Source organism: Brevundimonas sp., from assembly GCF_036676055.1.
Taxonomy (GTDB): Bacteria; Pseudomonadota; Alphaproteobacteria; order Caulobacterales; family Caulobacteraceae; genus Brevundimonas.
The window spans coordinates 19299-45504 of record NZ_JAKFDS010000031.1 but is presented as its reverse complement, the minus strand read 5'-3'; the positions used below and the strand labels follow the sequence as shown (position 1 = coordinate 45504).

28 protein-coding genes, 1 pseudogene and 1 riboswitch are annotated in these 26206 nt (G+C 69.2%); of the genes and pseudogenes, 14 read left to right on the top strand and 15 right to left on the bottom strand.

From position 1 onward, the window contains the following. Nucleotides 1-366: pseudogene (locus V6M45_RS05860) on the bottom strand (alpha-ketoacid dehydrogenase subunit beta); the annotation flags it as partial. A gap of 2 nt (nucleotides 367-368) precedes the next feature. After that, entirely contained in the window at nucleotides 369-1604 is a 1236-nt protein-coding gene (locus V6M45_RS05855) for a 3-methyl-2-oxobutanoate dehydrogenase (2-methylpropanoyl-transferring) subunit alpha (RefSeq protein WP_332654696.1), read from the bottom strand. Between the two features lie 144 nt (nucleotides 1605-1748). On the opposite strand from V6M45_RS05855, the gene V6M45_RS05850 reads away from it, so the two are divergent. The 4 genes from V6M45_RS05850 (at nucleotide 1749) to V6M45_RS05835 (ending at nucleotide 5805) form a co-directional block, all read left to right on the top strand. Continuing rightward, on the top strand, nucleotides 1749-2237 hold the full coding sequence (locus V6M45_RS05850; protein WP_332654695.1) for an Lrp/AsnC family transcriptional regulator: 489 nt from the start codon (nucleotides 1749-1751) through the stop codon (nucleotides 2235-2237). A 36-nt stretch (nucleotides 2238-2273) separates the two neighbouring features. Further along, the gene (locus V6M45_RS05845; protein ID WP_332654694.1) at nucleotides 2274-3212 is read left to right on the top strand and encodes a pirin family protein; all 939 of its coding nucleotides are present in this window, start codon (nucleotides 2274-2276) and stop codon (nucleotides 3210-3212) included. A 48-nt stretch (nucleotides 3213-3260) separates the two neighbouring features. After that, nucleotides 3261-4256 carry an LLM class flavin-dependent oxidoreductase gene (locus tag V6M45_RS05840; protein ID WP_332654693.1) on the top strand — a complete coding sequence of 332 codons (996 nt, stop codon included), beginning with the start codon at nucleotides 3261-3263 and terminating at the stop codon, nucleotides 4254-4256. Nucleotides 4257-4332: 76 nt separating this feature from the next. Further along, nucleotides 4333-5805: a S41 family peptidase gene (locus V6M45_RS05835; RefSeq protein ID WP_332654692.1), complete on the top strand. Its 1473-nt coding sequence runs from the start codon at nucleotides 4333-4335 to the stop codon at nucleotides 5803-5805. Here V6M45_RS05835 and V6M45_RS05830 read toward each other — a convergent pair. From V6M45_RS05830 to rpmH, 5 genes are all read right to left on the bottom strand, one after another. Then, nucleotides 5802-6761: an alpha/beta fold hydrolase gene (locus V6M45_RS05830; RefSeq protein WP_332654691.1), complete on the bottom strand. Its 960-nt coding sequence runs from the start codon at nucleotides 6759-6761 to the stop codon at nucleotides 5802-5804. The two genes, V6M45_RS05835 and V6M45_RS05830, sit on opposite strands and share 4 nt — an antisense overlap. 155 nt (nucleotides 6762-6916) lie before the next feature. Continuing rightward, on the bottom strand, nucleotides 6917-7558 hold the full coding sequence (gene yihA, locus V6M45_RS05825) for a ribosome biogenesis GTP-binding protein YihA/YsxC (RefSeq protein WP_332654690.1): 642 nt from the start codon (nucleotides 7556-7558) through the stop codon (nucleotides 6917-6919). A 1-nt stretch (nucleotide 7559) separates the two neighbouring features. Then, nucleotides 7560-9350: a membrane protein insertase YidC gene (gene yidC / locus V6M45_RS05820; protein ID WP_332654689.1), complete on the bottom strand. Its 1791-nt coding sequence runs from the start codon at nucleotides 9348-9350 to the stop codon at nucleotides 7560-7562. A gap of 5 nt (nucleotides 9351-9355) precedes the next feature. Next, the gene (gene rnpA / locus V6M45_RS05815) at nucleotides 9356-9760 is read right to left on the bottom strand and encodes a ribonuclease P protein component (protein WP_332654688.1); all 405 of its coding nucleotides are present in this window, start codon (nucleotides 9758-9760) and stop codon (nucleotides 9356-9358) included. A 25-nt stretch (nucleotides 9761-9785) separates the two neighbouring features. Beyond that, nucleotides 9786-9920, bottom strand: a complete 135-nt coding sequence (gene rpmH, locus V6M45_RS05810) for a 50S ribosomal protein L34 (protein WP_123288089.1) — start codon at nucleotides 9918-9920, stop codon at nucleotides 9786-9788. Nucleotides 9921-10039: 119 nt separating this feature from the next. On the opposite strand from rpmH, the gene V6M45_RS05805 reads away from it, so the two are divergent. The 5 genes from V6M45_RS05805 (at nucleotide 10040) to V6M45_RS05785 (ending at nucleotide 14486) form a co-directional block, all read left to right on the top strand. Continuing rightward, entirely contained in the window at nucleotides 10040-10762 is a 723-nt protein-coding gene (locus V6M45_RS05805) for a TVP38/TMEM64 family protein (RefSeq protein ID WP_332654685.1), read from the top strand. 40 nt (nucleotides 10763-10802) lie between these two features. Further along, on the top strand, nucleotides 10803-12263 hold the full coding sequence (locus V6M45_RS05800) for a sensor histidine kinase (protein WP_332654684.1): 1461 nt from the start codon (nucleotides 10803-10805) through the stop codon (nucleotides 12261-12263). A 100-nt stretch (nucleotides 12264-12363) separates the two neighbouring features. Further along, nucleotides 12364-12828: a cell wall hydrolase gene (locus tag V6M45_RS05795; RefSeq protein ID WP_332654683.1), complete on the top strand. Its 465-nt coding sequence runs from the start codon at nucleotides 12364-12366 to the stop codon at nucleotides 12826-12828. Nucleotides 12829-12912: 84 nt separating this feature from the next. Next, on the top strand, nucleotides 12913-13731 hold the full coding sequence (locus V6M45_RS05790; RefSeq protein WP_332654682.1) for a cytochrome b/b6 domain-containing protein: 819 nt from the start codon (nucleotides 12913-12915) through the stop codon (nucleotides 13729-13731). Next, nucleotides 13728-14486 carry a molybdopterin-dependent oxidoreductase gene (locus tag V6M45_RS05785; RefSeq protein ID WP_332654681.1) on the top strand — a complete coding sequence of 253 codons (759 nt, stop codon included), beginning with the start codon at nucleotides 13728-13730 and terminating at the stop codon, nucleotides 14484-14486. The genes V6M45_RS05790 and V6M45_RS05785 overlap by 4 nt, the downstream gene beginning before the upstream one ends. 29 nt (nucleotides 14487-14515) lie before the next feature. Here V6M45_RS05785 and V6M45_RS05780 read toward each other — a convergent pair whose 3' ends face one another. Then, a complete protein-coding gene (locus V6M45_RS05780) occupies nucleotides 14516-15562 on the bottom strand; it encodes a ribonucleotide-diphosphate reductase subunit beta (RefSeq protein WP_332654680.1) in 1047 nt (348 codons plus the stop codon). A gap of 257 nt (nucleotides 15563-15819) precedes the next feature. Here V6M45_RS05780 and V6M45_RS05775 point away from each other — a divergent pair, with 257 nt between their 5' ends. Beyond that, nucleotides 15820-16470 (top strand): glutathione S-transferase family protein, encoded by a 651-nt coding sequence (locus V6M45_RS05775; protein ID WP_442880549.1) that lies wholly within the window; start codon nucleotides 15820-15822, stop codon nucleotides 16468-16470. Here V6M45_RS05775 and V6M45_RS05770 read toward each other — a convergent pair. Next, nucleotides 16467-18572, bottom strand: a complete 2106-nt coding sequence (locus V6M45_RS05770) for a response regulator (protein WP_332654679.1) — start codon at nucleotides 18570-18572, stop codon at nucleotides 16467-16469. The two genes, V6M45_RS05775 and V6M45_RS05770, sit on opposite strands and share 4 nt — an antisense overlap. Before the next feature lie 220 nt (nucleotides 18573-18792). Between V6M45_RS05770 and V6M45_RS05765 the strand changes: the two genes are divergently transcribed. Both V6M45_RS05765 and V6M45_RS05760 read left to right on the top strand, forming a co-directional pair. Beyond that, on the top strand, nucleotides 18793-19569 hold the full coding sequence (locus V6M45_RS05765; RefSeq protein ID WP_332654678.1) for a hypothetical protein: 777 nt from the start codon (nucleotides 18793-18795) through the stop codon (nucleotides 19567-19569). Continuing rightward, complete coding sequence (locus V6M45_RS05760) at nucleotides 19553-20353, top strand: metallophosphoesterase family protein (RefSeq protein WP_332654677.1); 801 nt, start codon at nucleotides 19553-19555, stop codon at nucleotides 20351-20353. Before V6M45_RS05765 ends, V6M45_RS05760 begins: the two co-directional genes overlap by 17 nt. Here V6M45_RS05760 and V6M45_RS05755 read toward each other — a convergent pair. From V6M45_RS05755 to trhA, 5 genes are all read right to left on the bottom strand, one after another. Further along, the gene (locus V6M45_RS05755; protein WP_332654676.1) at nucleotides 20332-20697 is read right to left on the bottom strand and encodes a hypothetical protein; all 366 of its coding nucleotides are present in this window, start codon (nucleotides 20695-20697) and stop codon (nucleotides 20332-20334) included. The two genes, V6M45_RS05760 and V6M45_RS05755, sit on opposite strands and share 22 nt — an antisense overlap. Nucleotides 20698-20733: 36 nt before the next feature. Then, nucleotides 20734-21297: a TMEM165/GDT1 family protein gene (locus V6M45_RS05750; RefSeq protein WP_332654674.1), complete on the bottom strand. Its 564-nt coding sequence runs from the start codon at nucleotides 21295-21297 to the stop codon at nucleotides 20734-20736. A 31-nt stretch (nucleotides 21298-21328) separates the two neighbouring features. Continuing rightward, nucleotides 21329-21496, bottom strand: a riboswitch (yybP-ykoY riboswitch). 160 nt (nucleotides 21497-21656) lie between these two features. Then, on the bottom strand, nucleotides 21657-22007 hold the full coding sequence (locus V6M45_RS05745; protein ID WP_332654672.1) for a hypothetical protein: 351 nt from the start codon (nucleotides 22005-22007) through the stop codon (nucleotides 21657-21659). 2 nt (nucleotides 22008-22009) lie between these two features. Continuing rightward, a complete protein-coding gene (gene phaR, locus V6M45_RS05740; RefSeq protein WP_332654671.1) occupies nucleotides 22010-22603 on the bottom strand; it encodes a polyhydroxyalkanoate synthesis repressor PhaR in 594 nt (197 codons plus the stop codon). A gap of 57 nt (nucleotides 22604-22660) precedes the next feature. Beyond that, the gene (trhA, locus tag V6M45_RS05735; protein WP_442880548.1) at nucleotides 22661-23362 is read right to left on the bottom strand and encodes a PAQR family membrane homeostasis protein TrhA; all 702 of its coding nucleotides are present in this window, start codon (nucleotides 23360-23362) and stop codon (nucleotides 22661-22663) included. A 195-nt stretch (nucleotides 23363-23557) separates the two neighbouring features. Between trhA and V6M45_RS05730 the strand changes: the two genes are divergently transcribed. Next, nucleotides 23558-24736 carry an acetyl-CoA C-acetyltransferase gene (locus V6M45_RS05730; RefSeq protein WP_332654669.1) on the top strand — a complete coding sequence of 393 codons (1179 nt, stop codon included), beginning with the start codon at nucleotides 23558-23560 and terminating at the stop codon, nucleotides 24734-24736. A 21-nt stretch (nucleotides 24737-24757) separates the two neighbouring features. On the opposite strand, the gene ppa is transcribed toward V6M45_RS05730, so the two are convergent. Next, complete coding sequence (gene ppa, locus V6M45_RS05725) at nucleotides 24758-25315, bottom strand: inorganic diphosphatase (protein WP_332654668.1); 558 nt, start codon at nucleotides 25313-25315, stop codon at nucleotides 24758-24760. Between the two features lie 136 nt (nucleotides 25316-25451). Here ppa and V6M45_RS05720 point away from each other — a divergent pair, with 136 nt between their 5' ends. Beyond that, a complete protein-coding gene (locus tag V6M45_RS05720) occupies nucleotides 25452-26150 on the top strand; it encodes a DUF599 domain-containing protein (protein ID WP_332654667.1) in 699 nt (232 codons plus the stop codon). The last annotated feature ends 56 nt before the right edge of the window (nucleotides 26151-26206 follow it).

Sequence of the window (26206 nt, the reverse complement as noted above, 5' to 3'; positions counted from 1 at the left end):
GATGTAGTCGGCGAACTGGATCTCGACGACGGGGCGCAGGCCGTAGGCGCCCATGCCGATGGCGGCGGCGACGATGCCGCATTCGCTGATCGGGGCGTCGAAGCTGCGGGTCAGGCCGTGCTTTTGCTGCAGCTGGTCGGTGACGCGGAAGACGCCGCCGAAATAGCCGGCGTCCTCGCCGAAGCTGAGGACATTGGGGTCCTCGGCCATCTTGACGTGCAGGGCCGAGTTCAGCGCCTGGATCATATTCATCGGCATGACGCCGTTGGCCGGCGCCTCTGACTTCGGCGCGTGATTCTGGTCGACCATGTCGGGCTCGATCCCGTCGGTGCGATCGGATTCGGTGAAGGTGGTTTGCTCAGCCATGATCAGACCCCAACCTCGCGGCGCTGTTCGGTGATGCGCCAGTCCTCGGTCGCATAGACCTCCTCGAACATGGTCTTCACCGAGGGGCGCGACTGGCCCAGCGTGCCGATGGCCTCGGACTCCTTGCCGGCGGCGCGGACCTGTTCGACGGCGTCGGCCTCGGCGGCCGTCTGCTGCTCGTCGGACCATTCTCCGAGCGCGATCAGGTGCTGCTTGAGGCGCATGACCGGGTCGCCCAGCGGCCATTTCTCGTGCTCGTCGCCGGGCCGGTAGCGGCTGGGGTCGTCCGAGGTCGAGTGCGGGGCGCCGCGGTAGGTGAACAGCTCGATGACCGTCGCGCCCTGATTGGTGCGGGCGCGCTCCTCGGCCCACTGGGTCGCGGCCCAGACGGCGAGGAAGTCGTTGCCGTCGACACGCAGGGCTGGGAGGCCGTAGCCGATGGCCTTGGAGGCGAAGGTGGTCTCAAGCCCGCCGGCGATGCCCTGGAAGGAGCTGATGGCCCACTGGTTGTTGACGATGTTGAGGATCACCGGGGCGCGATAGACGGCGGCGAAGGTCAGGGCGTTGTGGAAGTCGCCCTCGGCGGTGGCGCCGTCGCCGATCCAGCTGATGGCGATCTTGTTGTCGCCCTTGTAGGCGCTGGCCATGGCCCAGCCGACAGCCTGCGGCACCTGGGTGCCCAGATTGCCGCTGATGGTGAAGAAGCCGAAGTCTTTGGCCGAATACATGATCGGCAGCTGGCGGCCTTTGATCGGATCCGAGGCGTTGGAATAGATCTGGTTCATCATGGTCGCGAGCGGATAGCCGCGCGCGATCAGCAGGCCCTGCTGGCGGTAGGTGGGGAAGCCCATGTCCTCGCGGCTGAGGATCATGCCCTGGGCGACGGCGATGGCCTCTTCCCCCGTGCACTTCATGTAGAAGCTGGTCTTGCCCTGGCGGTGGGCGCGATGCATCCGGTCGTCGAAGGCGCGGGTCAGGATCATGGCCTTGAGGCCCTTGCGCAGGGTCTCGGCGTCCAGCTTCGGATTCCACGGGCCGACGGCCTTGCCCTCGTCATCGAGCACGCGGATCAGCCGGAAGGCGTGGTCGCGCATGTCGAAGGGGGCGGTCGAGACCTCGGGGCGGTCGACGGCGCCGGGCGCGTCGAGCTTGAGGTGGCTGAAGTCCGGCTTGTCGCCCGGGCGGCCCGAAGGCTCGGGCACGCGCAGCGACAAGGGCTGTGTGTTGGGCTTGTTCATTCCGTCCTGCCGTCCGGTTGATCCGACCGCGTTTCCTGGGCGCCCTGTAGCATGGTCCGCAAGCCAAGGCTCGCTCGATTTTGACCTTGCATATGCCGGTTCGCGGGTATTTTATTGCGCCATAACAAGAACCGGAGAAACGCCTTGGCCGACGATCTGGATCCCGTGGACGCGAGAATTCTGGACATCCTGCAACAGGACGCCGGACTGTCCGTGGCCGAGGTGGCCGAACGGGTGGGTCTGTCGGCGTCGCCGTGCTGGCGCCGGATCAAGAGACTGGAGGATACGGGCTTCATCCGCAAGCGGGTGACCTTGCTGGACGCCACCAAGCTGGGTCTCGACTTCGAGGTCTACGCCATCGTCAAGCTGAACCTGCCCTCGACCGAGAACCTCGACATCTTCGAGGCCGCCGTGGCCGGCTGGCCGGAGGTGGTGCAGTGCGCCACCATCACCGGCCGCGAGGACTATGTGCTGCGCATCATCACCTCGGACATGCATGCCTTCGACCGTTTCCTGCGCGAGAAGCTGCTGAGCCTCGGCATCGTCTCCGACTGCGAAAGCCACATCGTCACGCGCGGGGTGAAGAATGTGACCGCCCTGCCTCTTGGCATCGTCACCCCGCACGTCGGATAATCCGGTTCGGCGCGGGCTGCGCCGGGAGGATCCGCAATGATCGAGATGGTGATCGAGGCCCGACGCAAGGATCTGGGCGGGTTCGAGGTTGGACGGGTGCTGCCGTTCCACGCCCGGCGTATGGTCGGGCCGTTCATCTTCCTGGACCAGATGGGGCCGGCCGAGTTCGCGCCCGGGGCCGAGGCGATCAATGTGCGGCCGCATCCGCATATCGGTCTGTCGACCCTGAGCTATCTGTTCGAGGGCGAGATCATGCACCGGGACAACACCGGCGCGACCCAGGCCATCCGCCCCGGCGAGGTCAACTGGATGACGGCCGGCAAGGGCATCGTCCATTCAGAGCGCACCGATCCGCTGAAGAAGAGCCAGGGCGGGCCGATGCACGGCATGCAGGCGTGGATCGCCCTGCCCGAGGAGTCCGAAGAGGTCGATCCGTCCTTCCATCACCACGGCGAGGAGGGCCAGCCGGCCTATGAGAACGGCGGCCTGTTCGCGCGGCTGGTGGCGGGCGAAGCCTATGGGGCGAAGGCGGCGGCGCCGGTGTCGTCGCCGCTGTTCTATGTGCACTGGGAGCTGGCCGAGGGCGTGCGCACCACGCCGCCCCCAGGCCGGGGTGTCGCCGGCGGCTATTCGGAGCGGGCGCTGTATGTGGCCAAGGGGGAGATCGAGGTCGGCGGCCGGACCTTCCACGAGGGCCAGATGATCGTGCTGGAGCCGACGGCCGCGCCGACGGTGCGGGCGGTCAGGCCGTCGACGGTTATGGTGCTGGGCGGCGAGCCGGTCGGGCCGCGGCTGATCTGGTGGAATTTCGTCCACTCGAAACAGGAGCGGATCGACCAGGCCAAGGCGGACTGGAAGGCGGGCCGCATGGCCCTGCCGACCGAGGACGATCTGGAATTCATTCCGCTGCCGGACGTGCCGTCGACGCCGGAGCCGGCGCCGCCTCCCAAACCGGAGCCGACGCATCCGGTCTGAGCCGTGAGCGGGTCTTGAATCGCAACGGCCTGACCCGATCTAGGGGCCATGACCGCATTCTCCGTTCTCGACCTGTCGCCGATCGTGGAGGGCGGGGACGCCCGGCGCGCCCTTCAGGAAACCACCGAACTGGCCCGGGCGGCGGAGCGGCTGGGCTACACCCGGTTCTGGCTGGCCGAACACCACAACATGCCGGGCATCGCCAGCGCCGCCACGGCGGTGGTTCTGGCTCATGTGGCCGCAGCGACCCGGACCATCCGCGTCGGCTCCGGCGGGGTCATGCTGCCCAACCACGCCCCCATGGTGGTCGCCGAGCAGTTCGGCACCCTTGAGGCGCTGCATCCCGGCCGGATCGACCTCGGTCTCGGCCGGGCCCCCGGTACGGACGGCGAGACGGCGCGGGCGCTGCGACGCTATTTCGAGGCCGCCGACCAGTTTCCGCGCGACGTGATGGAGCTGCAGGGCTTCCTCGACGATCCGGTGGAGGGTCAGCGGGTGACGGCCTGGCCGGGGGCGGGAGCGAAGGTTCCGATCTGGCTGCTGGGCTCCAGCCTGTTCAGCGCCGAACTGGCGGCGCAGCTGGGCCTGCCCTTCGCCTTCGCCAGCCATTTCGCGCCGGAGCTGCTGCTGCAGGCCCTGCATGTCTATCGCACGGGATTCCGGCCGTCGAACCAGCTGGAGCGCCCCTACGCCATGGCCGCCTTCAATGTGTTCGCAGCCGACACGGATGTGGAAGCGGCGCGACTGTCGACCTCGATGCAGCAGGCCTTCGCGGCGGTGGTGACGGGCAAGCCCGGCCGGCTGAAGCCGCCGGTGGACGACATCACCGCGGTGCTCGACGCGCGGCAGATCGCGGCGGTCGGGAGCCGTCTGACCTATGCGGCGATCGGCGGGCGCGAGACGGTGCGGGCGAAGCTTGAGGAGTTCATCGCCCTGACCGGGGTGGACGAGGTCATGACCACGGGCATGATCCACGACCTCGACGCGCGCATCCGCAGTCTCGAGATCACGGCCGAGGCGGTGGCTGGCCTTGCAGCGGCCTGAGGCGGCCCCATTACGATTCCTTAAATGGTGAAGCTCGCCGGGCCGCGGCATAGAACGCGGAATTCGGGAGCCCGCCATGCGCCTTGCCGCTGTCATCCTGGGGGCCGCGCTGCTCGCCGCGCCCCCCGCCTTCGCCCAGTCCGAGGCTCGGGAAACCCCGGCCTTCGACGCCGCCGGATGGGTCGCTGACCTTGAACAGGTGCGGCACGAAATGGCCTCGCACTACGCCAATCTGGAATGGGCCGCGACAGAGCGGGAGGCGCCGCTGGGCGCCCTGTTCGCCATGGGCGGCCAGCGGCTGGCGGCGGCCCGCAGCGAGGCCGAGGCGCGCGAGGTGTTCGAGCGGCTGGAGCGCTATCTGGGCGACGGCCATGTGAACTTTGTCTGGCCGCGCGCGGGCGGGCCGGGAACGTCGGCGGCGGCCGACCGGGCTGACGATCGGCCCCCGTGTGAACGGCTCGGCTTCAAGCCCGACGGTCGCGACGGCGGCGCGGTGGCGACCCGCCTTCCCGGATATCGCCCGCTGGACGGGGACAGCGGCTTTCCCGCCGGGATCGTCGAGGTCGAGGGTCAGACGGTCGGGGTGGTCCGCATCGCCCTGTTTTCGCCGCAGGCCCATCCGGCGGCTTGCGCAACCGCCCTGGCCGAGCTGAGGCCGACGGGCGAGCCGTGCGACGACGCCTGCATGGACCGGCTGTGGAGCCTGGCCGCCGATCGGGTGACGGGGGATTTTTCGGATCGCTTGCGCGCGCTGGAGGCGGCGGGGGCGGCGACCCTGCTGGTTGATATCGCCGGCAACGGCGGCGGCGCCGAATGGGTCGAGGCGGTGGCGCGGACGGTGACCCCTGTGCGGCTGCGCTCGGCGCGGGTCGGCTTCGTCCGTCACCCTCACTGGGTCGAGGCCCTGGCCGACGGCGAGCGGCGCATGCGCGAGGCGGCGGTCGGCCAGCCGGCTGAAGACCGTGCGCGGCTGGAGCAGTATGCGGCCGCCTACGCCGCGGCCCGGGCGCAGGCGGAGCAGCCGTGCGATCCGGCGCCGCTGTTCGAGGGGAGGACCCCCGACTGCGAGTGGCTGGGCGGCGGCGAGATCTACAGCACGGGGCCGGCGCCCGCGCTTGACCCGGAACTCATCGGCAAGCCGTGGGCGGCCGAGGTTTTCACCCCGCTGGCCTTCGCCTTCGAGCCGGGCGTCTGGAGCGGGCCGCTGGTCGTGCTGGTGGACGGCGCGACGGCCTCGGCCAGCGAGGAGTTCGCAGCGATGCTGCAGGACAATGATGCGGCGGTCATTCTAGGCGCGCCGACCCGGGGCGCGGGATGCGGCCATACCCGCGGCGGCATCGACGTGGTCCTGCGGCACAGCGGGGCTACCCTGCGCCTGCCCGACTGCGCCCGCTTCCGGGCCGACGGGAGCAATGAGGTGTCGGGGATCGATCCCGATGTGCTGATCGGTTTCCGCGAGAACGACGGCCCGACGCGGCGGGTCAAGCGATTGGCGGCGGCCCTTCCGGCGGCGATCGAGCGAGCGCAGCGGCAGGCGGCGGAACGCTAGAGGCCGCGGAGGAACTCCAGGAGCAGGCGGTTGACCTCCTCGGGCCGCTCCTGCTGGATCCAGTGGCCGGCCCCGGGGATGACGGCCTGCATCCGCAGGTCGGGGGCCCAGTCCTTCAGCCCGGCCTCATGGGCGCCGGCGTAGTGGCGCACCGGATCGCGCTCGCCGACCACGAAGGCGGCGGGGACGCGGATGCGGGCATCCTGCAGGAAGGCGGTCGCGGCCCAGTTGGCGTCGAGGCAGCGGTACCAGTCGAGCGGCCCCTTGAAGCCGCCCGCCGAGAAGGCGGCGACATATTCCCGGAAATGCGTCTCGCTCATCCACGGCGGCAGGCTCGCGTCGTCGTCGATGGTGGACAGGAAGCTCTCGCCCTCGGGGAGGAAGCCGGTCGACTGGCGGCCGTCAGGCGTGGCCCCGTCGTAGGCGTGGAAGGCCTTGCGCAAGGCCGTCGCCGGATCGGCGTCGAACGCCTCGTGGGCGTCGGGCGACTGGAACTGGCTGATGTAGAGCTGGCCGAGGCCGGCCCGTTTGGCCAGGGCGGCCATGGCGGCGGTGGGCGGCCCCTTGGGCCGGCGCGGCTGGAACGGCACCGACAGGCCGAAGACGGCGCGGAACAGGTCGGGGCGCAGCAGGGCGCAGTGCCAGGCCACCGGCGCGCCCCAGTCGTGGCCGACCGCGACGCACGAGGTCTCGCCCAGCGCCCGGACCAGATCGACCATGTCGCCGACGAGATCGAGGATGCCGTAGGCCGACGTGTCCGAGGGTTTGTCGGTCCCGCCATAGCCGCGCATGTCCGGGGCGACGGCGCGGAAGCCGGCGTCGGCGAGGGCCTGAACCTGGGCCCGCCAGCTGACGGACAGCTCCGGAAAGCCATGGATCAGCAGGACCAGCGGGCCGGAGCCGGCCTCCAGGATCTGCTGGGTCAGGCGATCAGTCTGGAGGCGGCGGGTGTGCATGAAGAGAGCGGACCAGCCTTTTCCTCCCCATGCAATGGGGAGGGGGACCCCGAAGGGGTGGAGGGGCTTGAGGAGGCGGAACAGGCGTTCGTGAGGCGGAACCGAGCCCCTCCACCGCTTCGCGGTCCCCCTCCCCGCTCTGCGGGGAGGAAAGGTTAGAGACTCACGCCCGTCGTGCGCATGATCTCGGCGCGGAGTTCGGGCATGCCGTCGCCCTTTTCGGCCGAGGTGACGATGACCGAGGGATAGGCGGCGCCGCGCTTGGAGACGCCTTTCAGGGTGGCGGCCTGGACCTTCTCCGCCTCGCCCTTCTTCAGCTTGTCGGCCTTGGTCAGGACGATCTGGTAGCTGACGGCGGCGAGATCGAGGGCGTCCAGCGCCTCGTCGTCGACCTTCTTCAGGCCATGGCGGGCGTCGATCAGCAGATAGACCCGCTTCAGGGTGACCCGCCCCCGCAGATAGTCGCGGCCGAGGTCCTGGAATTTCTTGACCGTCGACTTCGAGGCCTTGGCCCAACCGTAGCCGGGCAGGTCGACCAGCCGCATCTTGCCGTCGAGGTCGAAGAAATTGACCTCGCGCGTACGGCCCGGCTCGTTCGAGGCCCGGGCCAGCTTGTGCATGCCGACGAGGCCGTTGATCAGGCTGGACTTGCCGACGTTCGAGCGACCCGCGAAGGCGATCTCGGGCAGATCGGGATCGGGCAGCTGCTCGATCTTGGCGCACCCCATGACGAAGGTGGCGGGACGCGCGAACAGGATGCGCGCCTGCTCCAGTTCCTCGGGGGTGAAGTCGTCCAATTCAGGCCTTCTTCATGCGGGCGAGGAAGGCGTCGATCGGATTGTCGGCCTTCAGGCGGTGCATGATGATGTACTGCTGGAAGATGGTCAGGATGTTCGACCACGCCCAGTAGATCAGCAGGCCGGCCGGGAAGGTGGCCATGATGAAGGTGAAGATGATCGGCATGAACTGGAAGATGCGGCGCTGCATCGGATCGGGCGCCTGCGGGCTCATGGCCATCTGCAGCCACATGGTCAGGCCGTAGAAGATGGCCAGGACGCTGAGCGCGAAGGTGCCGCCCAGCATGCCGCCGATCAGCGGGGCCGAGGACGGATCCCACGGGATCAGGCCGAACAGGTTCCAGATGGTGGTCGGGTCCGGGGCCGAGAGGTCCTGGATCCAGCCGAAGAAGGGCTGGTGGCGCATCTCGATGGTCACGAACAGCATCTTGTAGACGGCGTAGAAGACCGGGATCTGGAGCAGCAGCGGCAGGCAGCCGGCCAGAGGGTTGATCTTCTCCTTCTGGTACAGGGCCATCAGCTCCTGCTGCTGCTTCTGCGGCTCGTCGGGGTGCTTCTTCTTGATCTCCTCCATCTTGGGCTGGAGGTTGCGCATCTTCGACATGCTCTCGTAGCTCTTGTTGGCGAGCGGGAACATGACGAGGCGGACGGTCAGGGTCAGGGCCAGGATGGCGAGGCCGAAATTGCCCAGGAAGCCGTAGAAGAATTCGACCAGCCAGAAGATCGGGCGGGTCAGGAAGAACAGGAAGCCCCAGTCGATGGCGTAGACGAAGCGCGGCAGGTCGAGGGACTTCTCGTAGTCCGAGAGGATTTCGTTGCGCTTGGCGCCGGCGAACAGGCGCTGGGTCTCGGTGATCTGGGTGTTGGGCTGGATGGTGCGGGCCTGGCCCAGCAAGCCGGCGGCGTGGACCTTGTAGGCGCCGGCGTCGGTGACGCGGAACTCGGCGTTGATCTTCTCGTCCTGCGGAGGAACGAGGGCGGCCAGCCAGTATTTGTCAGTGATGCCGAGCCAGCCGCCGGTCGACTCGTGCTCGACCGAGGGCTTCTTGGCCCAGCCGCTGTATTTGATCTGCTCGGTCGAATAGGCCTCGCCGTCGCCGAAGGTGCCGATGGCGCCCTCGTGCAGCACCTGGTTCTTGCCGAGATTGGCCGGGACGCCCTGGCGCTGGACGCTGGCGGCCGGGGTCAGGGTCACCGGCTGGGCGCTGAAGTTGGCGACGGTGTCGGCCACGGTGAACATATACTGGTTGTCGACGCTGATCCGGCGCGTGAAGCGCAGGCCGGCGCCGTTGTCCCAGGTGAGAACCACCGGGGTCGTCGGCGTCAGGGCCGAGCCTTGGGTCAGCCGCCACGGCGTGGTCGGGCCGGGGACGCCGCCGGGGATATTCGGACCGCTCCAGCCGAACTGGGCGAAGAAGGCGTGCTTCATGCCCTCGGGGCGGAACAGTTCGACGGCCGGCGCGTCGGCGTCGATGGTCTCGCGGTAGCGGGTCAGGAACAGGTCGTCGATGCGGCCGCCGGTCAGCGACAGCGAGCCGGTCAGGGTGCCGGTGCGGATCGGCACGCGGGCGCCGTTGCGGCCGAGGGCGGCGGTGCGGTCCTCGGTGAAGACGGCGGCGCTGGCGGGCGGGGCGGTCGACGGCCCGGTCGTCGATTCCGCCGTGGCGGCCTGCTGGGCGGCGCGACGCTTCTGCGTCTGCGGCTCCATCACGAAGACGCTGTAGGCCAGCAGCATGATCGACGCGATCACGATGAAGATGATCGTGTTGCGGCTGTTATTCTGGGGGGGCATGGAGATCAGCAGTCCTGGCCGGCGGGCGATGTCGGTGCGTGGCGCGCGACAGGAGGCGCCGACCGCGGGGTCGCGAGCCTTGTAAGCGCCGATTTCACATCGTCAAGCAAACGGTCCCACGGACGGTCTGCCGTGCCCATCCGGGCGATGAAGACATAGTCGCTGCCCGGAAGCGCCAGCTGCGGCGCCAGGGCCCGCGCCGCCTCGCGCAGCCGCCGCTTGGCGCGGTTGCGGATGACGGCGTTGCCGACCTTGCGGGTGGCGGTGAAACCCAGGCGGACTGTCGGGTCGCCGTCGCCGCGGTCCAGCCGCTGCACGACCACGGCGCCGCGGGCCTCTGAAACGCCTTTCGCGGCCGCCAGAAACTGGGGCCGCGACTTCAGGCGTTCGATTTTGAACGGTTCGGCCATGCGCCCAGCACAGGCGCCGGACGACTTAGGCCGTCAGGCGCTTGCGGCCCTTGGCGCGGCGGCGCTGAACAATCTTCTGTCCGTTCTTGGTGGCCATCCGCGAACGGAAGCCGTGACGGCGCTTGCGCACGAGTCGCGACGGCTGATAGGTCCGCTTCACGGTCGGCTCCTGGGACTGAAAACAAGGTGGGCGGCGGAAAGTGGTCCGTCGCGGGAAGGGCGGGCGTATAAGCGGGGAAGGCCGAGGTGTCAACGCCGCGGGCGGCCAGCGGAGAGACGATGGACCGGGTCAAACGCTTCCTGCCCCTGATCGCGCTGGGATGCGTGATCATCTTCATATTCGCCATGGGCTGGAATCGCTACCTGTCGCTGGACACCCTGCGCGACCACGGCCAGACCTTCCGGGATTTCACCGCCGACAACTATCTGCTCAGCCTGCTGGCCCTGATGCTGCTGTTCGCGGTGCTGACCGCCAGCGTCGTCCCGGGCGTCTTCTTCGTCACCATCACCGCCGGCTATCTGTTCGGACCGTGGGTCGGCGGGGTCTCGACCTCGATCGCGGCCACGGCGGGGGCGCTGGCGGTCTACGCCGTGACCCGCAGCGCCCTGGGCGAATCCCTGCGTCGCAAGGCCGAGCGCGACGCCGGCCTGATGCAGGCCGTGTGCACGGCGATCGACCGCGACACCTTCTGGTATGTGCTGGGGGCCCGTCTGGCCGTTGTGGTGCCGTTCCACATGATCAACATCGCCGCGGGAATGGTGGCGGTGCGGCTGGGGCCCTATTCGCTCGCCACCGTCATCGGTCTGCTGCCGGCCCACATCATCTATTGCTGGATCGGGGGGCGGCTGAACGCCCTTCTGGCCGCCGATCCGGATCCGGACTTCCAGGCCCTGTTCGGCCAGTTCTGGGCCCCGATGGCGGGCGTTTTCGTTCTCGCCGTGGTCCTGCCGTTCGCCATGAAGGCCGCCCAGGCGGCGCTGCACCGGCGGCGCCGTTCATGATGGACGCAGCGATTGGCCCAAGCTTTGCGTTAGGGGAGGCATGAGCGAGGCGCGGCCCCTGCTGAACGACGCCGGACGGCGCCTGCGCCTGCCCGCCGAGTGGCGGGAGCGGCTGCGTTTCCATGCGCCCGACGCCCTGGCCTGGCGACTGCTGCTGCTGACCTTCGTTTTCACCGCGGTCGTGGAGATTCTGATCGTCGCGCCCAGCGCCGCCAGCTTCCACGAGCGCTGGCTGCTGGACCGGCTGCAGTCGGCCGAGCTGGCTTCGGTCGGGGTCGAGGCCTTGCCCTATTCGGCGGTCGAGGACGACGTGGCCGAGCAGCTGCTGGCCATCGGCGGGGTCCAGGCGGTGGTGGTCGGCGACCAGGGCGTGCGCCGCCTGCTGCTGCAGGCCCCCAATCTGCCGCGCACGCCGGACCTGATCGACCTGCGCGAGGACCGGCCGGTCACCCGGCTTGTGGACCCGTGGCGGACGCTGTTCGGCCACCCGGACCGATCCATCCGGGTGCAGGCGCGGCCCCGCTACCGCTCCGGCGACTTCATCGAGATCCTCGCCCCGGCAGAGCCGCTGAAGGCGGAACTGCGGACCTTCCTGCTCAACAGCCTGCTGATGTCGGTGCTGCTGTCGCTGGTGGCGGGCGGGCTGCTGTATGGCGGCCTGGCCTTCCTGGTGCTGCAGCCCCTGCGGCGGGTGACCCGCTCGATCGAACGGTTCGCAGTCGATCCGGAGGCGGAAGGCGATCCGCCCAGCGACCGGCACGATGAGATCGGCCGGGTCGAGCGCGAACTGGCGCGGATGCAGGGCGAGGTGCGCCAGTCGCTGCGCTCGCGAGCGCGGCTGGTGGCGCTGGGGGAGGCCGTGGCCAAGATCAACCACGACCTGCGCAACATGCTGACCTCGGCCCAGATCGCCTCAGAGCGGCTGGCCGACTCGCCCGACCCGCTGGTGGCCAAGGCCCTGCCGCGGCTGGAACGGGCGCTGGGCCGGGCCGCGGCCCTGTCGCGCAATGTCCTTGAATACGGCCGCAGTGAAGAGCCGGAGCCGCAGAGATCCCGTTTCGCCCTCGGGCCGGCCATCGCCATGGCTGCGGAGGATGCGGGCCTGTCGGACGAGGGCGTGCGGCTGAACCGGGCCATTCCTGCGCGCTTCACCGTCCATGCCGATCCCGACCAGTTGCACCGCATCCTGGTCAATCTGATGCGCAACGCCCGCCAGGCCATCGAGGGCGACGCCGCCCGGGTCGGCCGCAAGGGCGTGGTCAAGGTCAGCGCCGCCCATGAGGGCGGCGCCACCGTCATCCGCATCGCCGACAACGGGCCGGGCATTCCGCCGCGCCTGTCGGACCAGTTGTTCGATCCGTTCGTCAGCGGACGGAGCTCGGACGGCACCGGTCTCGGCCTGACCATCTCGCGCGAGCTGGCGGTCAGCCACGGCGGCGAACTGCGCCTCGTCGACACCGGCCCTGACGGGACGACCTTTGAACTTAAGCTGCCGGACTGAGCCGCGGACGGCTCCAAATCGCCCGATCGGCGTTATTTGTCGCAGATCGCCGCGAAACGGCCCAGCTTGATCGCCAGGCCTGTGCACGAAGGAGCCCGAGATGATCCGACTGACCCTGACCGCCGCCGCCGCCCTGGCGCTCGTCGCCGTCCCCGTCTTCGCCCAGACCGCGCCGCCGTCGAAGCCGCAAACCGCCAACGTGCAACCGGGCTCGGAGGAATGGCTGCGCCAGCGCGGCGAGAGCTACGACCGCGCGCCGGATTCCGAGCAGGATCCCGCCGAGGTCGCCGCCACCATCCGGCTGAACGCAGAGATCGCCGCCCGCAACGCCGCGGCCGCGGAAGCCGAAGCCAACGCCACAGCCGCCTGGGAAGAGCAGAACTTCCGCTGGCGCGAGGAAACGGCCCGGCTGGAAACCGAGCGGGCCCAATGGGAAGCGAACGCCGCCGCCGCCAAGGCTGCTCAAGCCCGGTGGGAACGCGACAACGCCGCCTGGGAGGCCGAGATGGAAGCCTGTCGCCGGTCCGGCCGGGTCTGCCTGAGCTCGCCGCCGACGCGCGACTGACGACAGGCTCAGGCCGCGCCGGCGTTGCGGGCCGCCGGCGCTCGTGACACCGTCGGCAGACCGCCGCTCCGGGGGACCGCCGCCATGACCGACGCCGCCGCCGATCCGCCCGTGGAAACCCCGGCCGGGACCGCCCCGCGGCGCGGGGACCGGCCGTTGCCGGGCGGTCGCACCGACACCTGGCGGCATCCGCTGCCGGTGCGGATCACCCACTGGATCAACGTCGCCGCCGTCGTGGTTCTGCTGATGAGCGGGCTGAACATCCTCGCCGCCCATCCGCACCTTTACTGGGGTCTGCGCTCGACTTTCGCCGATCCCTGGCTGAGCACGCCGACGGTCCCGGACTGGCTGCTGATCCCGCAGGGCCGCAATCTGGCGGAGGCGCGCAACTGGCATTTCCTGTTCGCCTGGGTCTTCGTCATCAACGGCCTGATCTATCTGCTGTTCGGCCTCGTCACCCGCCGCTTCGGCCGCCGGCTGTGGCCGAGCCGCGCCGATCTCCGAGGCCTCGGCGCCTCGGTGGCCGAGCACGCCCGTTTCCGCTTCCCGACCGACGATCACGCCCGCGCCTACAATGTGATCCAGAAGCTGACCTATCTGGCCATGGTGCTGGGGGTCCTGCCGTTGATGCTGGTCACCGGCCTGTCGATGTCGCCCGGTTTCAACGCCGTCGGCGGGGTGCTGCTGGAGATCATGGGCGGGCGGCAGTCGGCCCGGACGCTGCATTTCATCGCGGCGGGGCTGATCGTCGGCTTCATCGTCGTCCATGTCGGGCTGGTGATCTGGACCGGCTTCTTCAACAACATGCGATCGATGGTCACCGGCTGGTTCGTGATCCAGCCGCCGGGCTCGACCGCCGGGCCGCGGCGGCGCCCGCCGAATGACGAGGGAGAGGCGCCATGAACCGCCGCCGCTGGCTGACCGGCGCATTGGCCACTGTCGCCGCGGCCTTCGTCTCTGCTTGCGGCGAGGCGAGCTGGCGGCTGTCGGAGCAGGCGCGGCGCATGGGCGAGGGGCTGACCCGGCGGGCGCAGCGGCTGCTGATCCCACGCGACGCCCTGGCGCCGACCTACAGCCGCGCCGAGATCTCGCCGGACTTCCGGGCCAACGGCTCGATCGATCCGGCGGCGGCGGACTACAAGGCGCTGAGCGCGGACGGCTTCGCCGGTTACCGGCTGGTCCTCGACGGCCTGGTGGAGCGGCCGCTGTCGCTGAGCCTCGCCGAGCTGCGGGCGCGACCGGCGCAGACCCAGATCACCAAGCACGACTGCGTCGAGGGCTGGACCTCGATCGGCGAGTGGACCGGGGTGCGGCTGGAGACCCTGCTGGATGAGGCCGGGCTGAAGCCCGGGGCCCGCTACATCGTCTTCCACTGTTTCGACGCCCTGGATCAGCGCGAGGACGGCGAGCGCTATTACGAGAGCATCGACCTGGTCGACGCCCGGCATCCCCAGACCATCCTGGCCTGGGCGATGAACGGAGAGGTCCTGCCGGTCCCGCACGGGGCGCCGCTGCGGCTCAGGGTGGAGCGTCAGCTGGGCTATAAACACGCCAAATACATCCGCCGCATCGAGGCGGTGGAGAGCTTCGCCGATATCGGCGGGGGCAAGGGCGGCTATTGGGAAGACCGGGGCTACGAATGGTACGCGGGCATCTGACCCGGCCCATTTGACGCCCCGGCGGGGGCTCAGGCCTCCGCCGTCTCTTCCTTGCGCTTCTGCATCATGGCGTCGAAGCTGTCCCAGACGCCGGCGGCGCCGTGCCACGAGCCCCGGGTGGCGGCCTTGGAGTATTCGGTGGCGCGGGCTTCGAAGAAATTGGCGTGCTCGACGCCCGACAGCATCGACTGCAGCCACGGCAGCGGGTTTTCCTTCGCCCCGTAAAGCTCGGGCAGGTGCAGCTGACGCAGGCGCCAGTCGGCGATGAAGCGGATATAGGCCTTGATGTCCGAGGGGGTCATGCCGTTGACCGGCCCCATCTCGAAGGCCAGGTCGATGAAGCGGTCCTCCATGTCGACCACGGTGCGGCAGCATTCGACGATGTCGTCGGCCACGGCCTTGGTCACCGCCCCCGTCTCCTTATTGAAGGCGTGGTACAGCTTGATGATGCCCTCGCAGTGCAGGCTCTCGTCACGCACCGACCAGCTGACGATCTGGCCCATGCCCTTCATCTTGTTCTGGCGGGGGAAATTCATCAGCATGGCGAAGCTGGCGAACAGCTGCAGCCCCTCCGAGAAGCCGCCGAACATGGCCAGGGTGCGGGCGATGTCGCCGTCGGTGTCGACGCCGAACTTGCCCATGAAGTCATGCTTGTCGCGCATGGCCTCGTATTCCATGAAGGCCCCGAACTCGCTCTCGGGCATGCCGATGGTCTCGAGCAGCAGGGCGTAGGCGGCGATGTGGATGGTCTCCATGTTGGCGAAGGACGCCAGCATCATCTTGACCTCGGTCGGTTTGAACACCCGACCGTAGCGCTCCATGTAGTTGTCCTGGACCTCGATGTCGGCCTGGGTGAAGAAGCGGAAGATCTGCGTCAGCAGGTTGCGCTCGCTGTCGGTCAGATTGGCCGCCCAGTCCTTGCAGTCCTCGCCCAGCGGCACCTCCTCGGGCATCCAGTGGACCTGCTGCTGCTTCTTCCACATGTCGAACGCCCACGGATAGCGGAACGGCTTGTAGGCGGCCGAGGCGGTCAGGAGACCGGGGGTCGAGGGCAGGATGGGGGCGTGCGCGTTCATCGAAGCAACTCTGTCGGCGAATCCGGAAGGTGGGGTTCACCATGCGACTCCGGGGTCCGGGCGCCAAGCCGAATTACGGCTATATTGCGATCACTTTTTCCGCGACCGCTAGATGTGGTAGGCTGGCCGAGGCTTCTGGGGAGGAAGCTGGGGACCGATCGGCGCCTTCGAACCGCAAGGGCCGCTTATGGCCGCGGCGGAAAATCTCGCGGGCGGTCGCGCGCGTTCCGCGTCACACAGGCGTGGAGGAGATCGACATGACCTACACAGTCTATGGCGCGGCCGGTTCGGGCTCGATCCCGGTCGAGGCGGCGCTGACCCTGATCGGGGCGCCGTTCGAGGTGGTCGAGGCGGTCACCTGGGAGGGCGAGGCCGAGCGCGACAAGGTCGCCGGGGTCAATCCCATGCGGCAGATTCCGGCGCTGGTGACGCCCGAGGGCGAGACCCTGACGGAGAGCGCGGCCATCCTGATCTGGCTGGCCGAACGACATCCCGAGGCGGCGCTGGGGCCGGAGCCGTGCGATCCCCGGCGGGGCCAGTTCCTGCGCTGGATGACCTTCATCCCCGCCTCGATCTATTCGATGTACTGGGTCCGGGACGACCCGTCCCGGCTGGGCGGCGACGATCAGGGCGCGCAGACGATGATCCGGGCGCGGACGGCGGAACGGATCGCCGAATGCTGGGAGCGGATGGAGCGCCAGATCACGCCGGATCGCTTCCTGCTGGGACCGGAGCTGACGGTGCTGGACCTGTATGTCGCCGTGGCCAGCCGCTGGACGCCGCACCGGGCGCGGTTCCACCAGGTCGCCCCGCGCATGGGCGAAGTCATGCGACGGGTCGACGCCCTGCCCGAGCTGCAGTCGTTCTGGGCGCGGCGGTTTCCGTTCGAGGGGAACTACGCCGGCTAGGCGGCCGCCGCTTCCGCGCGGGCGGCGGGTTTCGGCAGGTCGCCGGCGAGGGCGCGCGAGACGATGGCGAACAGGGCGGCCTGGCTGACCGGCTTGGCAAGGTGGGCGTTCATCCCGGCCGCGAGGCAACGGGCGACGTCCTCGGGCATGGCGTCGGCGGTCATGGCGACAATGGGGACGTGACCCCAGGCGTCGGGCAGGGCGCGGATGCGGCGGGTCGCCTCCAGCCCGTCCATGCGCGGCATACGCACGTCCATCAGCACCAGGTCGTGGAGATGGGCGGCGGCGGCCTGCACCGCCTCGTGGCCGTCGCAGGCCTCACGCACTTCGCAGCCGAAGGCCTGCAGCATGATGCGGGCGACCTCGCGGTTGACCGGATGATCGTCGACCACGAGCACCCGGGGAATGCGGACGACGGCGGCTTCCGCGGCCTCGCCCGTCGCCGCGTCCACGACGGGTTCCTCGACCGGAACGCGGGCAGGGGCCGGACTTTCCGCCGCGGCGTCGGGCACCCGGGTCAGCGGCAGGTGGAGGGTGAAGGTCGAGCCCTCGCCCGGGCGGCTGTCGACCTCGACGCGCCCGCCGAGCCGCCGGACGTGCCGCGCCACCAGGGCGAGACCCAGGCCCGCGCCCTCATGCAGGCGGCTGGTCGAGGCGTCGGCCTGGGAGAAGGCTTCGAACAGCTCGGCGTGATGGTCGGGCGCGATGCCGCAGCCGGTGTCGGAGACGCGGATGACGACGCCGTCGCCGGCGCGGTCGAGGCGCAGGGAGACGCCTCCCTCGCTGGTGAATTTGACGGCGTTGGCGATCAGCGGATGCAGCGCCTGGCGCAACGCCCGGCGGTCGCAGTTGAAGCGGGACCGAAGCGGCAGCCGGTCGTCGATCGTCAGGGTCAGTCCAAGGGCGTCCGCGGCCGCGCGGCTGGGCGTCATGGCCTCGCGGGCGACGGCGGCGAGATCGAGCGGCTCGGGCGAGACCGCGTCGTCGCCGCGGGCGAAATCGAGGATGTCTTCGACCAGCATCAGCAGGCCGTCGCTGGATTCACGAATCTGGCGCGCCTGACGCACCGCTTCGCGATCGAGATCCGAACGGCCCGCGAGCAGGTCGGCGAAACCGGCGACGCCGTTCAGGGGCGTGCGCATCTCGTGGCTCATCATGGCCAGGAAGCGTGAGCGGGCCGCGGCGGCGTTCTCGGCCACGCGGCGGGCCTCCTGGGCGGCGGTGGTGCGGGCGCGCAGACGGGCCTCGAGCCGGCGCCGCTCGGTCATCACCGTGCTGATCGGCAGGATGGTGACCACCATGGCCAGCAGGAACAGGTTGAAGATTCCGAGACGGCGGACCATCGGCGGCACCCCCTCCAGCCCCGCGACCTCGGGCAGGCGGTACAGGTGAACCGGACCGTGGCCGAGCAGGCTGGCGGCGCCGCTGACCACGGCGAGGGCGATCAGCGAGCCCGCGGTCCAGGTGGGCGACAGCCGCAGGCCGATCAGCACCATCGGCGGGAAGATCAGGAACAGCAGTGGCGCGTCGCCCTGCCAGAACACCAGAGTGGTCACGGCCAACATCAGGCCGACAAGGGCGAAGCTCACCTTTCGCTGCGCCGGACCGGACGAGGGGAACCGGTGGCGGCGCGCGAGGAGCAGAAGCACGGGCGTGACCAGCAGCAGGCCCAGCATCTCGATGGCGATATAGTTCCGGAGGTGGAAGGCCCAGCTCGTCCACGGCTGCGGCGCGATGAGCGCAAGCGCGCCCATGCCAAGCAGAACCGAAACCGCGGAAGCGGGAACGGCCGCCAGGAGGGCGAAGCGGGCCAGCCGGCCCGGCCGACGCAGATCGAGGGCCGCGCCGCAGACGCGCCGGGTCAGCACCGCCGCGCCCATGGCCATGCCGGTGTTGGTCGCGGCGTTGACGACCAGCGAGGTCCACGGGCTGCCGCGCAGGATGTTGAACAGCATGTCCAGCACCAGGGCGGCGATCAGCACCATCAGGGCGGGACGGCGTTTCAGCTGCAGCAGGGCCGCGACGACGACGCCGTTGGCCAGCCAGACGGTCGCGGTTCCGAACCGCGCCAGGGTCCAGTAGCCGATCGCGAGCGCAGCCACGTAAAGCAGCACATAGGCCCAGGGGGGCGGACCGGCGCTCCGACCCGCGTCGTGCCTGAACAGACGCCAACGACCTTGCAAGCAGACCCCTCCGGTCACCCCTGAACGTCCACAGGTAAAGCCAACCCGTAAACAAATCAGATGCATGGCGCGGAAGCCCCAAGGAACCGCGGCCCAACCGAGACCGTTTCCAATCCCTCGCCACCCAAGGGGCCGGACCATGTCAGACACCGTCGCCGACCCGTCATTCCATCCGCCGGAGGCGGCCGTCGCCTTCTATGAGGAGGCGCTGCGCCTGCTGAAGGAAAGCGGCATCCCCTTCCTGCTGTCCGGCACCTATGCGGTGACGGCCTATACGGGCATCCGCCGGCCGACCAAGGATCTGGACGTGTTCTGCAAGCCCGGGGACTATCCGCGCATCCTCGCCTTCTTCCAGGCCCGCGGCTATCGCACCGACGTCGAGGACGAGCGCTGGATCGCCAAGGTGTGGAAGGAGGAGCATTTCTTCGACGTCATCTTCGCCATGTCCAACGGCACGATCGCGGTGAGCGACAGCTGGTTCGGCGAGGATACGATCCATGTCTATGGCCACGAGGTCGGCATCACGCCGCCGACAGCCCTGATCCTGTCGAAGGTCTTCATCCAGGACCGCTATCGCTTCGACGGGGCCGATGTGAACCACGTGATCCTGAAGCAGTCCGACGCCATCGACTGGAAATTCCTGCTCGACCAGATGGACCTCTATTGGGAGGTGCTGATGGCCCATTTGCTCAATTTCCGCTTCGCCTATCCGACCGAGCGGGGGCGGGTGCCGAGCTGGCTGATGACCGAACTGACGGAGCGGCTGCACGCCCAGGTCGACCTGCCGGCCCCGCGGGTGAAGGTGTGCCGCGGGCGGCTGTTCAGCCCGCGCGACTACATCGCCGACATCACCGAATGGGGCTTTGGGGATGTCGTCGGCAAGGGACTGGAGGAGCGGCATGAATCCACCCACTGACGCCCCGAACGGCGCGGGGGGCCACCCCGATCCGCAGACGCCCCAGCCGGGGATGGAGCCAGGACCGCTGAAGAAGCTTCGGGTGGCCGCGGTCGGCGATCTGCATGTCGGCGAGACCCACGACCGGCCGCACCGCGAACTGTTCGACCGCGTGCACGAGGACGCCGACGTCCTGTGCCTGTGCGGCGACCTGACGAATTTCGGCAAGACCCGCGAGGTCGAGATTCTGCTGGAGGACCTGCGCGGCTGCCAGATTCCGATGGTCGGGGTGCTGGGCAATCACGAGCACGAATGCGGTCGGCCCGACGAGGTCACGGAAATGCTGTGCGAGGCCGGGGTGAAGATGCTGACCGGTCAGGCCTATGAGATCGACGGCGTCGGCTTCGCCGGCGGCAAGGGCTTCATCGGCGGCTTCGGACGCTACATGCTGAGCCCGTTCGGCGAGGCCTCGATCAAGGCCTTCGTCCAGGAGGCGGTCGACGACGCCAACCACATCGAGAACTCGATCCGCATGCTCAGGACCGAACGGTCGGTGGTGCTGCTGCACTATTCGCCGGTGGTCGATACCGTGATGGGCGAGCCGCCGGAAATCCACGCCTTCCTCGGGTCGTCGAGGCTGGGCGAGACCATCGACCGCTATGACAATATCAGTCTGGTGGTGCACGGCCATGCCCACCGCGGCGCGCCGGAGGGCCGGACCAACAAGGGGACGCCAGTCTACAACGTGGCCCTGCCGGTGCTGAAGACGCTCGGGGAAACGCCCTACCGGGTGTTCGAGGTCTGAAAGGCCGTCCGGGGTTCGAACCGGCGCCAGATCGCCCAGAGCAGCAGGGCGGCGGCGATCCCCAGGCCATCGGCCAGCAGGTCGCCCCAGCTGGCGTCGCGGCCCACCATGCCCTGAACGATCTCGACCGCGCCGCCCAGGGCGAGCGCGAGGGCGGCCGCAAGCAGCCGCGGGAGGCGCCGGAACAGCACGCCGAAGCTCCACAGGATCAGGCCGAAGACGATGAAGTGGGCGCCCTTGTCCCAGACCCCGCTCGCGGCCTCGGCCCCTCCGAAGGGGCCGATCATCAGGGTCAACGACACGGACAGGATGGCGACCGCCGTCAGGCGGAGAAACAGGGTCATGAGCGCCGCGTCTGGAGGGGGTAGGGGCGGTCTATATCAGCCCGCCAGCAGAACCCACAGACCTGTCGCCGCAAAACCGGCGGCGGCCGCGACCCGGATCCAATTCAGCGGCAGCTTCCGCGCCGCCGCCTCGCCCAGAATCACGGCCGGGCCGTTGACCAGCATCATGCCCAGGGTCGAGCCGGCCACGACCAGCGGCAGGGACTGGAACTGGGCCGCGAGGACGGCCGTGGCGACCTGGGTCTTGTCTCCCATCTCGATCACAAAGAAGGCGGCGGCGGTGGTCCAGAACACGCCGGAGAAGGTCTTCTCGGTGGTGTCGGGACGCTCGTCGAAGCGGTCGGGGATCAGGGCCCAGACGGCGAAACCGAGGAAGGCCGCGCCGACCGCCCAGCGCACCCAGTCGCCCTCCATGAAATGACCCAGCACCGTTCCGGCGAGGGCGGCGAAAGCGTGGTTGGCCAGGGTGGCGACCAGAATGCCGAGCAGGATCGGCAGGGGGCGGCGCCAGGCCGCAGCCAGCATGATGGCCAGCAGCATGGTCTTGTCCCCGATCTCCGCGATGGAGACGAGGCCGGCCGAAATCAGGAAGGCGTCCAATTCGTCATCGTGCGCGGGGGCGTCGGCGGACAGACCTGTGGCGTTCGCAGCCGGGCCCCCGCGTGGAAGCTACCCTGCGAAGCCAGCGGTCTTGCCAGAACCCAAAGGTCCGATCGCGCCATTCCCTCCGGGCGAGGGAAAGTATGTTGACGCGAACCCCGCTGAGAGATGCGGGCGGCTACTCCCCGATGACGGCGGCGTGCTTAGCGGGGCCGGGGCGGCCGTGCAAGGTCAGCTGAAGGCGACGAAGATCAGGGCGACGACGGTGACGTCGACGGTGCGGGCGAGGAAGGTGAGCATGGCGGTGGTCCCGGACGGAGGCGTTCAGGCCTGCCGTCAGCAAGGACCGTGCCGGACGCTCAGACGTCGGTGTCGGTGGCCTTGCCCGGTTTGGGACGGCGTTCGGCGGCGCCGGCGTAGGCCGTGCCGAGATAGGTGGAGCGGGCCGCGTCCAGCACCGGCGGACCGCCCTTGAGCCCGCGCCGCTGCCCGTTCTGGCCCATCACCTGGGCCGCGAAGGCCGCCGGCGAGGCGTCGGCGGGGGGCGTGGGGGCAGGTCTTGCCGGGGCCCCGGCAGGCTCGGCGGGGAAGTCGGTCGGGACAAGGGCGCGCGAGGCGGACGCGGCCCGGCGCTCGGCGGCCCGACGGTCCCTCTCGCGGCGCTCGTCGCGGGGTTGCACGGGGCCGACGCCACGGACCTCATCGGTCACGCTCAGCCGCCCTTGCTGGACAGCTTGTCCAGCTGGGCCCGCATCTCGTCCATCTGGCGGCGCATCTCATCCAGGGGATCGGGGGCGGGTTGTTCAGGCGGCGCGGCGGCGGCGGGACGCCCGGCGCCGGCGGCGTTGAAGCCGGGCCACAGCTTCATCGCCTCGGCGAACATGGCCATGTTGCGCTTGACCGCCTCGTCCAGCAGCCCCGCGCCGGGGGCGGCGCCGAAGGCCTTGGAGAACTGGCCGCGCATCTGCTCCTGCTGGCGGGCGAAGCTGTCGAGCGACATCTCGAGATAGCTGGGCAGCACGCCCTGCATCTGGCCGCCGTAGAAGCCGATCAGCTGACGCAGGAACTGGACCGGCAGCAGCGCCTCGCCGCGGCTCTCTTCCTCGAAGATGATCTGGGTCAGAATCTGGCGGGTCAGGTCGTCGTTGGTCTTGGCGTCATAGACGACGAACTCGACGCCCTCGCGCACCATCCGGGCCAGATCCTCGAGCGTGACATAGGCGGAGGTGGCGGTGTTGTAGAGCCGACGGTTGGCGTATTTCTTGATGACGACGGTCTCGCCGGCTCCAGACTTCTTGTCGGCCACGCGCGGTCCCCGTTCCTGTTGCAACGCCGCACTATGGTGCGCTGCGGACCGGAATGTCTAGCCGAGCGCGGCGGGTGCCAGGACGACGCCGACCAGCACCGCCGCCCAGTGGGTCATCGCGCCGGTGACGACGAAGCCATGCCAGATGGCGCGGCGGAACTTCACCTGCGGGCTGATGAAGACGAAGACGCCGGCGGTGTAGATCAGGCCGCCTATGACCAGCAGGGCCAGGGCGATGGGATGGACGGTCTCCATCATCGGCTTGAGCGCCAGCACCGCCAGCCAGCCGAAACCGATGTAGACCGCGCTCCAGAAGGCGTCCGAAATGCGGGGCGCGATCAGTTTGACGAACACCCCGCCCAGGGCCACCGTCCAGACCAGCAGGGTGAAGCCGATCGACCAGGCGCCCTCGAAGCGCTGGGTGGTGAAGGGGGTGTAGCTGCCGGCGATCATCAGAAAGATCGCGGCCTCGTCCATGCGGCGCAGGATGGGCCGGGCGGCGCAGGGTCGGGTCTGGTTGTAGATGGTCGAGACCGTCAGCATGACGATCAGGCACAGGGCGTAGGCGGCGGTGGCCAGCACCGCGCCGACGCCGGAATAGAGCGCCGCCAGAACCGCCAGAACGATCCCGCCGACCGCGGCCAGGGTCAGGCCGACGACGTGGACGACCAGGTCGGCCGTCTTCTCCGCCGGCGTGCGATAATGCTCGATCATGTCCAGCTCGTCGGGGACACAGACCTGGCCGAGTATCTTTTTCATCCGCATGAGCATGGCCCCATCAAGCCCTTCGCTCCGTTTTTCGTTCCCGCCACTCTGCGCCAGGGGCGATGACCATCCGCTGAACGGCGGCCTGTGAGGGTGACGAAAGCTTCGCGATGCGGCAGAAACGGCACGAATTCTTTCCCGCGGCCTAACCTCCCCCCTTCGTAGGGCCGCTTCCCCGAGGTCAGTCAAATGTCTGTCGAAGTGGTCATCGTCTCCGCGGCGCGCACGCCGGTCGGATCCTTTCTTGGCGCGCTGTCCGGCCTGCCGGCGTCGAAGCTGGGAGAGATCGCCATCCGGGCCGCGCTGGGCCGGGCCGATGTCGCCGCCCATGAGGTCGACGAGGTGATCCTGGGCCATGTTCTGCAGGCGGCCGCGGGGCAGGGACCGGCACGCCAGGCGGCCATGGGCGCGGGCATTCCGAAGGAGGTTCCGGCCTGGAGCCTGAACCAGATCTGCGGCTCGGGCCTGCGTGCGGTCGCCGTCGCGGCCCAGCAGATCGCCCTGGGCGACGCCCGCATCGTCGTCGCCGGCGGTCAGGAGAGCATGAGCCAGGCGCCGCACGCCCAGCAGCTGCGGAACGGCCAGAAGATGGGCGACCTCGCCTTCATCGACACGATGATCCGCGACGGCCTGTGGGACGCGTTCAACGGCTATCACATGGGCCAGACGGCCGAGAACGTCGCCGAACAGTTTCAGATCAGCCGGGCCGACCAGGACGCCTTCGCCCTCGCCAGCCAGCACAAGGCCGAGGCGGCCCAGAAGGCGGGCCGTTTCGACGCCGAGATCGCGCCGGTGACCATCGCCTCGAAGAAGGGCGACGTCGTCGTCGACAAGGATGAGTACATCCGCCACGGCGCGACCCTCGACGCCATGGAGAAGCTGCGCCCGGCCTTTTCGAAAGAGGGCTCGGTCACGGCGGCCAACGCCTCGGGCCTGAACGACGGCGCCGCGGCCCTGGTGCTGATGAGCGCCGATGAGGCGAAGGCCCGCGGGCTGGAGCCGCTGGCCCGGATCGTCTCTTCGGCCACGGCCGGGGTCGACCCGGCGCTGATGGGCACAGGCCCGATCCCGGCCTCGCGCAAGGCGCTGGAAAAGGCCGGGTGGACCGTCGCCGACCTCGATCTGGTGGAGTCGAACGAGGCCTTCGCGGCCCAGTCCCTGTGCGTGCTGAGAGAGCTCGGGCTCGATCCGGCCAAGGTCAACGTCAACGGCGGGGCCATCGCCATCGGTCACCCGATCGGGGCCTCGGGGGCCCGCATCCTGACCACCCTGCTGTACGAGATGAAGCGATCGGGCGCGAAGAAGGGCCTCGCCACCCTGTGCATCGGCGGCGGCATGGGCGTGGCCATGTGCGTGGAGCGGCCCTGACGCAGGCTGCCCCCGCCGGGGTCAGGCCGCGTTGGCGGCCTTGGCCTTCAGCTTCTCCTGATGCGCCCGCATGCCGGTCGCGATCAGTTCGGCCGCCTCGCCGGCGTCGCCCCAGCCCTTGACCGTGACCGACTTGCCCTTCTCCAGATCCTTGTAGCGGGTGAAGAAGTGCTCGATCTGCTCGACCAGGATGGCCGGCAGCTGCCGGTAGCTGGCGATGTCGGTGTAGTAGGGGTTCAGCTTGTCGACCGGCACGGCCAGGATCTTCTCGTCGCCGCCGGCCTCGTCTTCCATCTTAAGCACGCCGATCGGGCGCGAGCGGATGATGCCGCCCGGGACCACCGGCGTCGGGTTCAGCACGATGACGTCGCAGGGATCGCCGTCATCCGACAGGGTGTGCGGGATGAAGCCGTAATTGCCCGGATAGTACATGGCGGTGTGCAGGAAGCGGTCGACGAACAGGGCGCCGGAGGCCTTGTCCATCTCATACTTCACCGGCAGGCCGCCCTGCGGGATCTCGATGACCACGTTGACGTCCCAGGGCGGGTTGGGGCCGGCGGGAATGGCGTCGATGTTCATGACGGGTCTCGTCTATGGTGCACTGCGATAACGGGGAGGCGGGCGTGATAGGCGCGCAACTTGCCGGAAGCAAGGCGGACTTGCCCCGACGGGTTCCACGCGGCACGACGGGGCGGGCGGTTGAAATGGAGCGGTCATGACGATCCTGGACGGTCTGGCTCTGGCCCTCTTCTTCCTGTGCTGGCTGGGCTACGGGCCGCTGCTGGCCGTGCTGGCGCGGCGCAGCGGCTCGCTGAACGACGACATGAAGGTGGTCCGGCGGGCGTGGATGATGGCCATGACCCACCGCGAGGTGCGGATCGTCGACAGCCAGCTGATGGGCCACACCATCAACTCCGGCGGCTTTTTCGCCTCGACCAATCTGCTGCTGATCGCGGCCGTGGCCAGCGTGCTGTTCGGCGGCGAACAGGCGCTGGAGGGATTCGCCGCGGTCGGGGCCGAGCCGGCGCCGACCCGGCTGCTGGAGGCCAAGCTCGCTCTGGTGCTGATCTGCCTGGCGCGCGGCCTGCTCGATTTCATCTGGTCGATCCGCCAGCTGAACTACGCCCTGGCGCTGATCGGGGCGGCCCCCGAACTGCATACCGAGGCCGACCGGGTGGCGCTGGGCGAGGCCGCGGGAAGTCTGCTGAACCCGGCCCTGAGCGCCTTCAGCCAGGGCGTGCGGGGTTATTATTTCGCCCTCGCGGCGGCAGCCTGGCTGTTCGGTCCCTTGTGGCTGGGGCTCGGGGTGGCGGCGGTGTTCTGCCTGCTGGTGTGGCGCCAGGCCGGATCGCCGGCGGCCCGGGCGGTGCGCAGCGCGCGCCGGCTGCTGGAGCCGCACCTGCCCCCGCGCTGAGGCTTTTTCGCACGCGCCCACGCTCGACGGTGAATTTCACCGATGAAAGCGGTTAC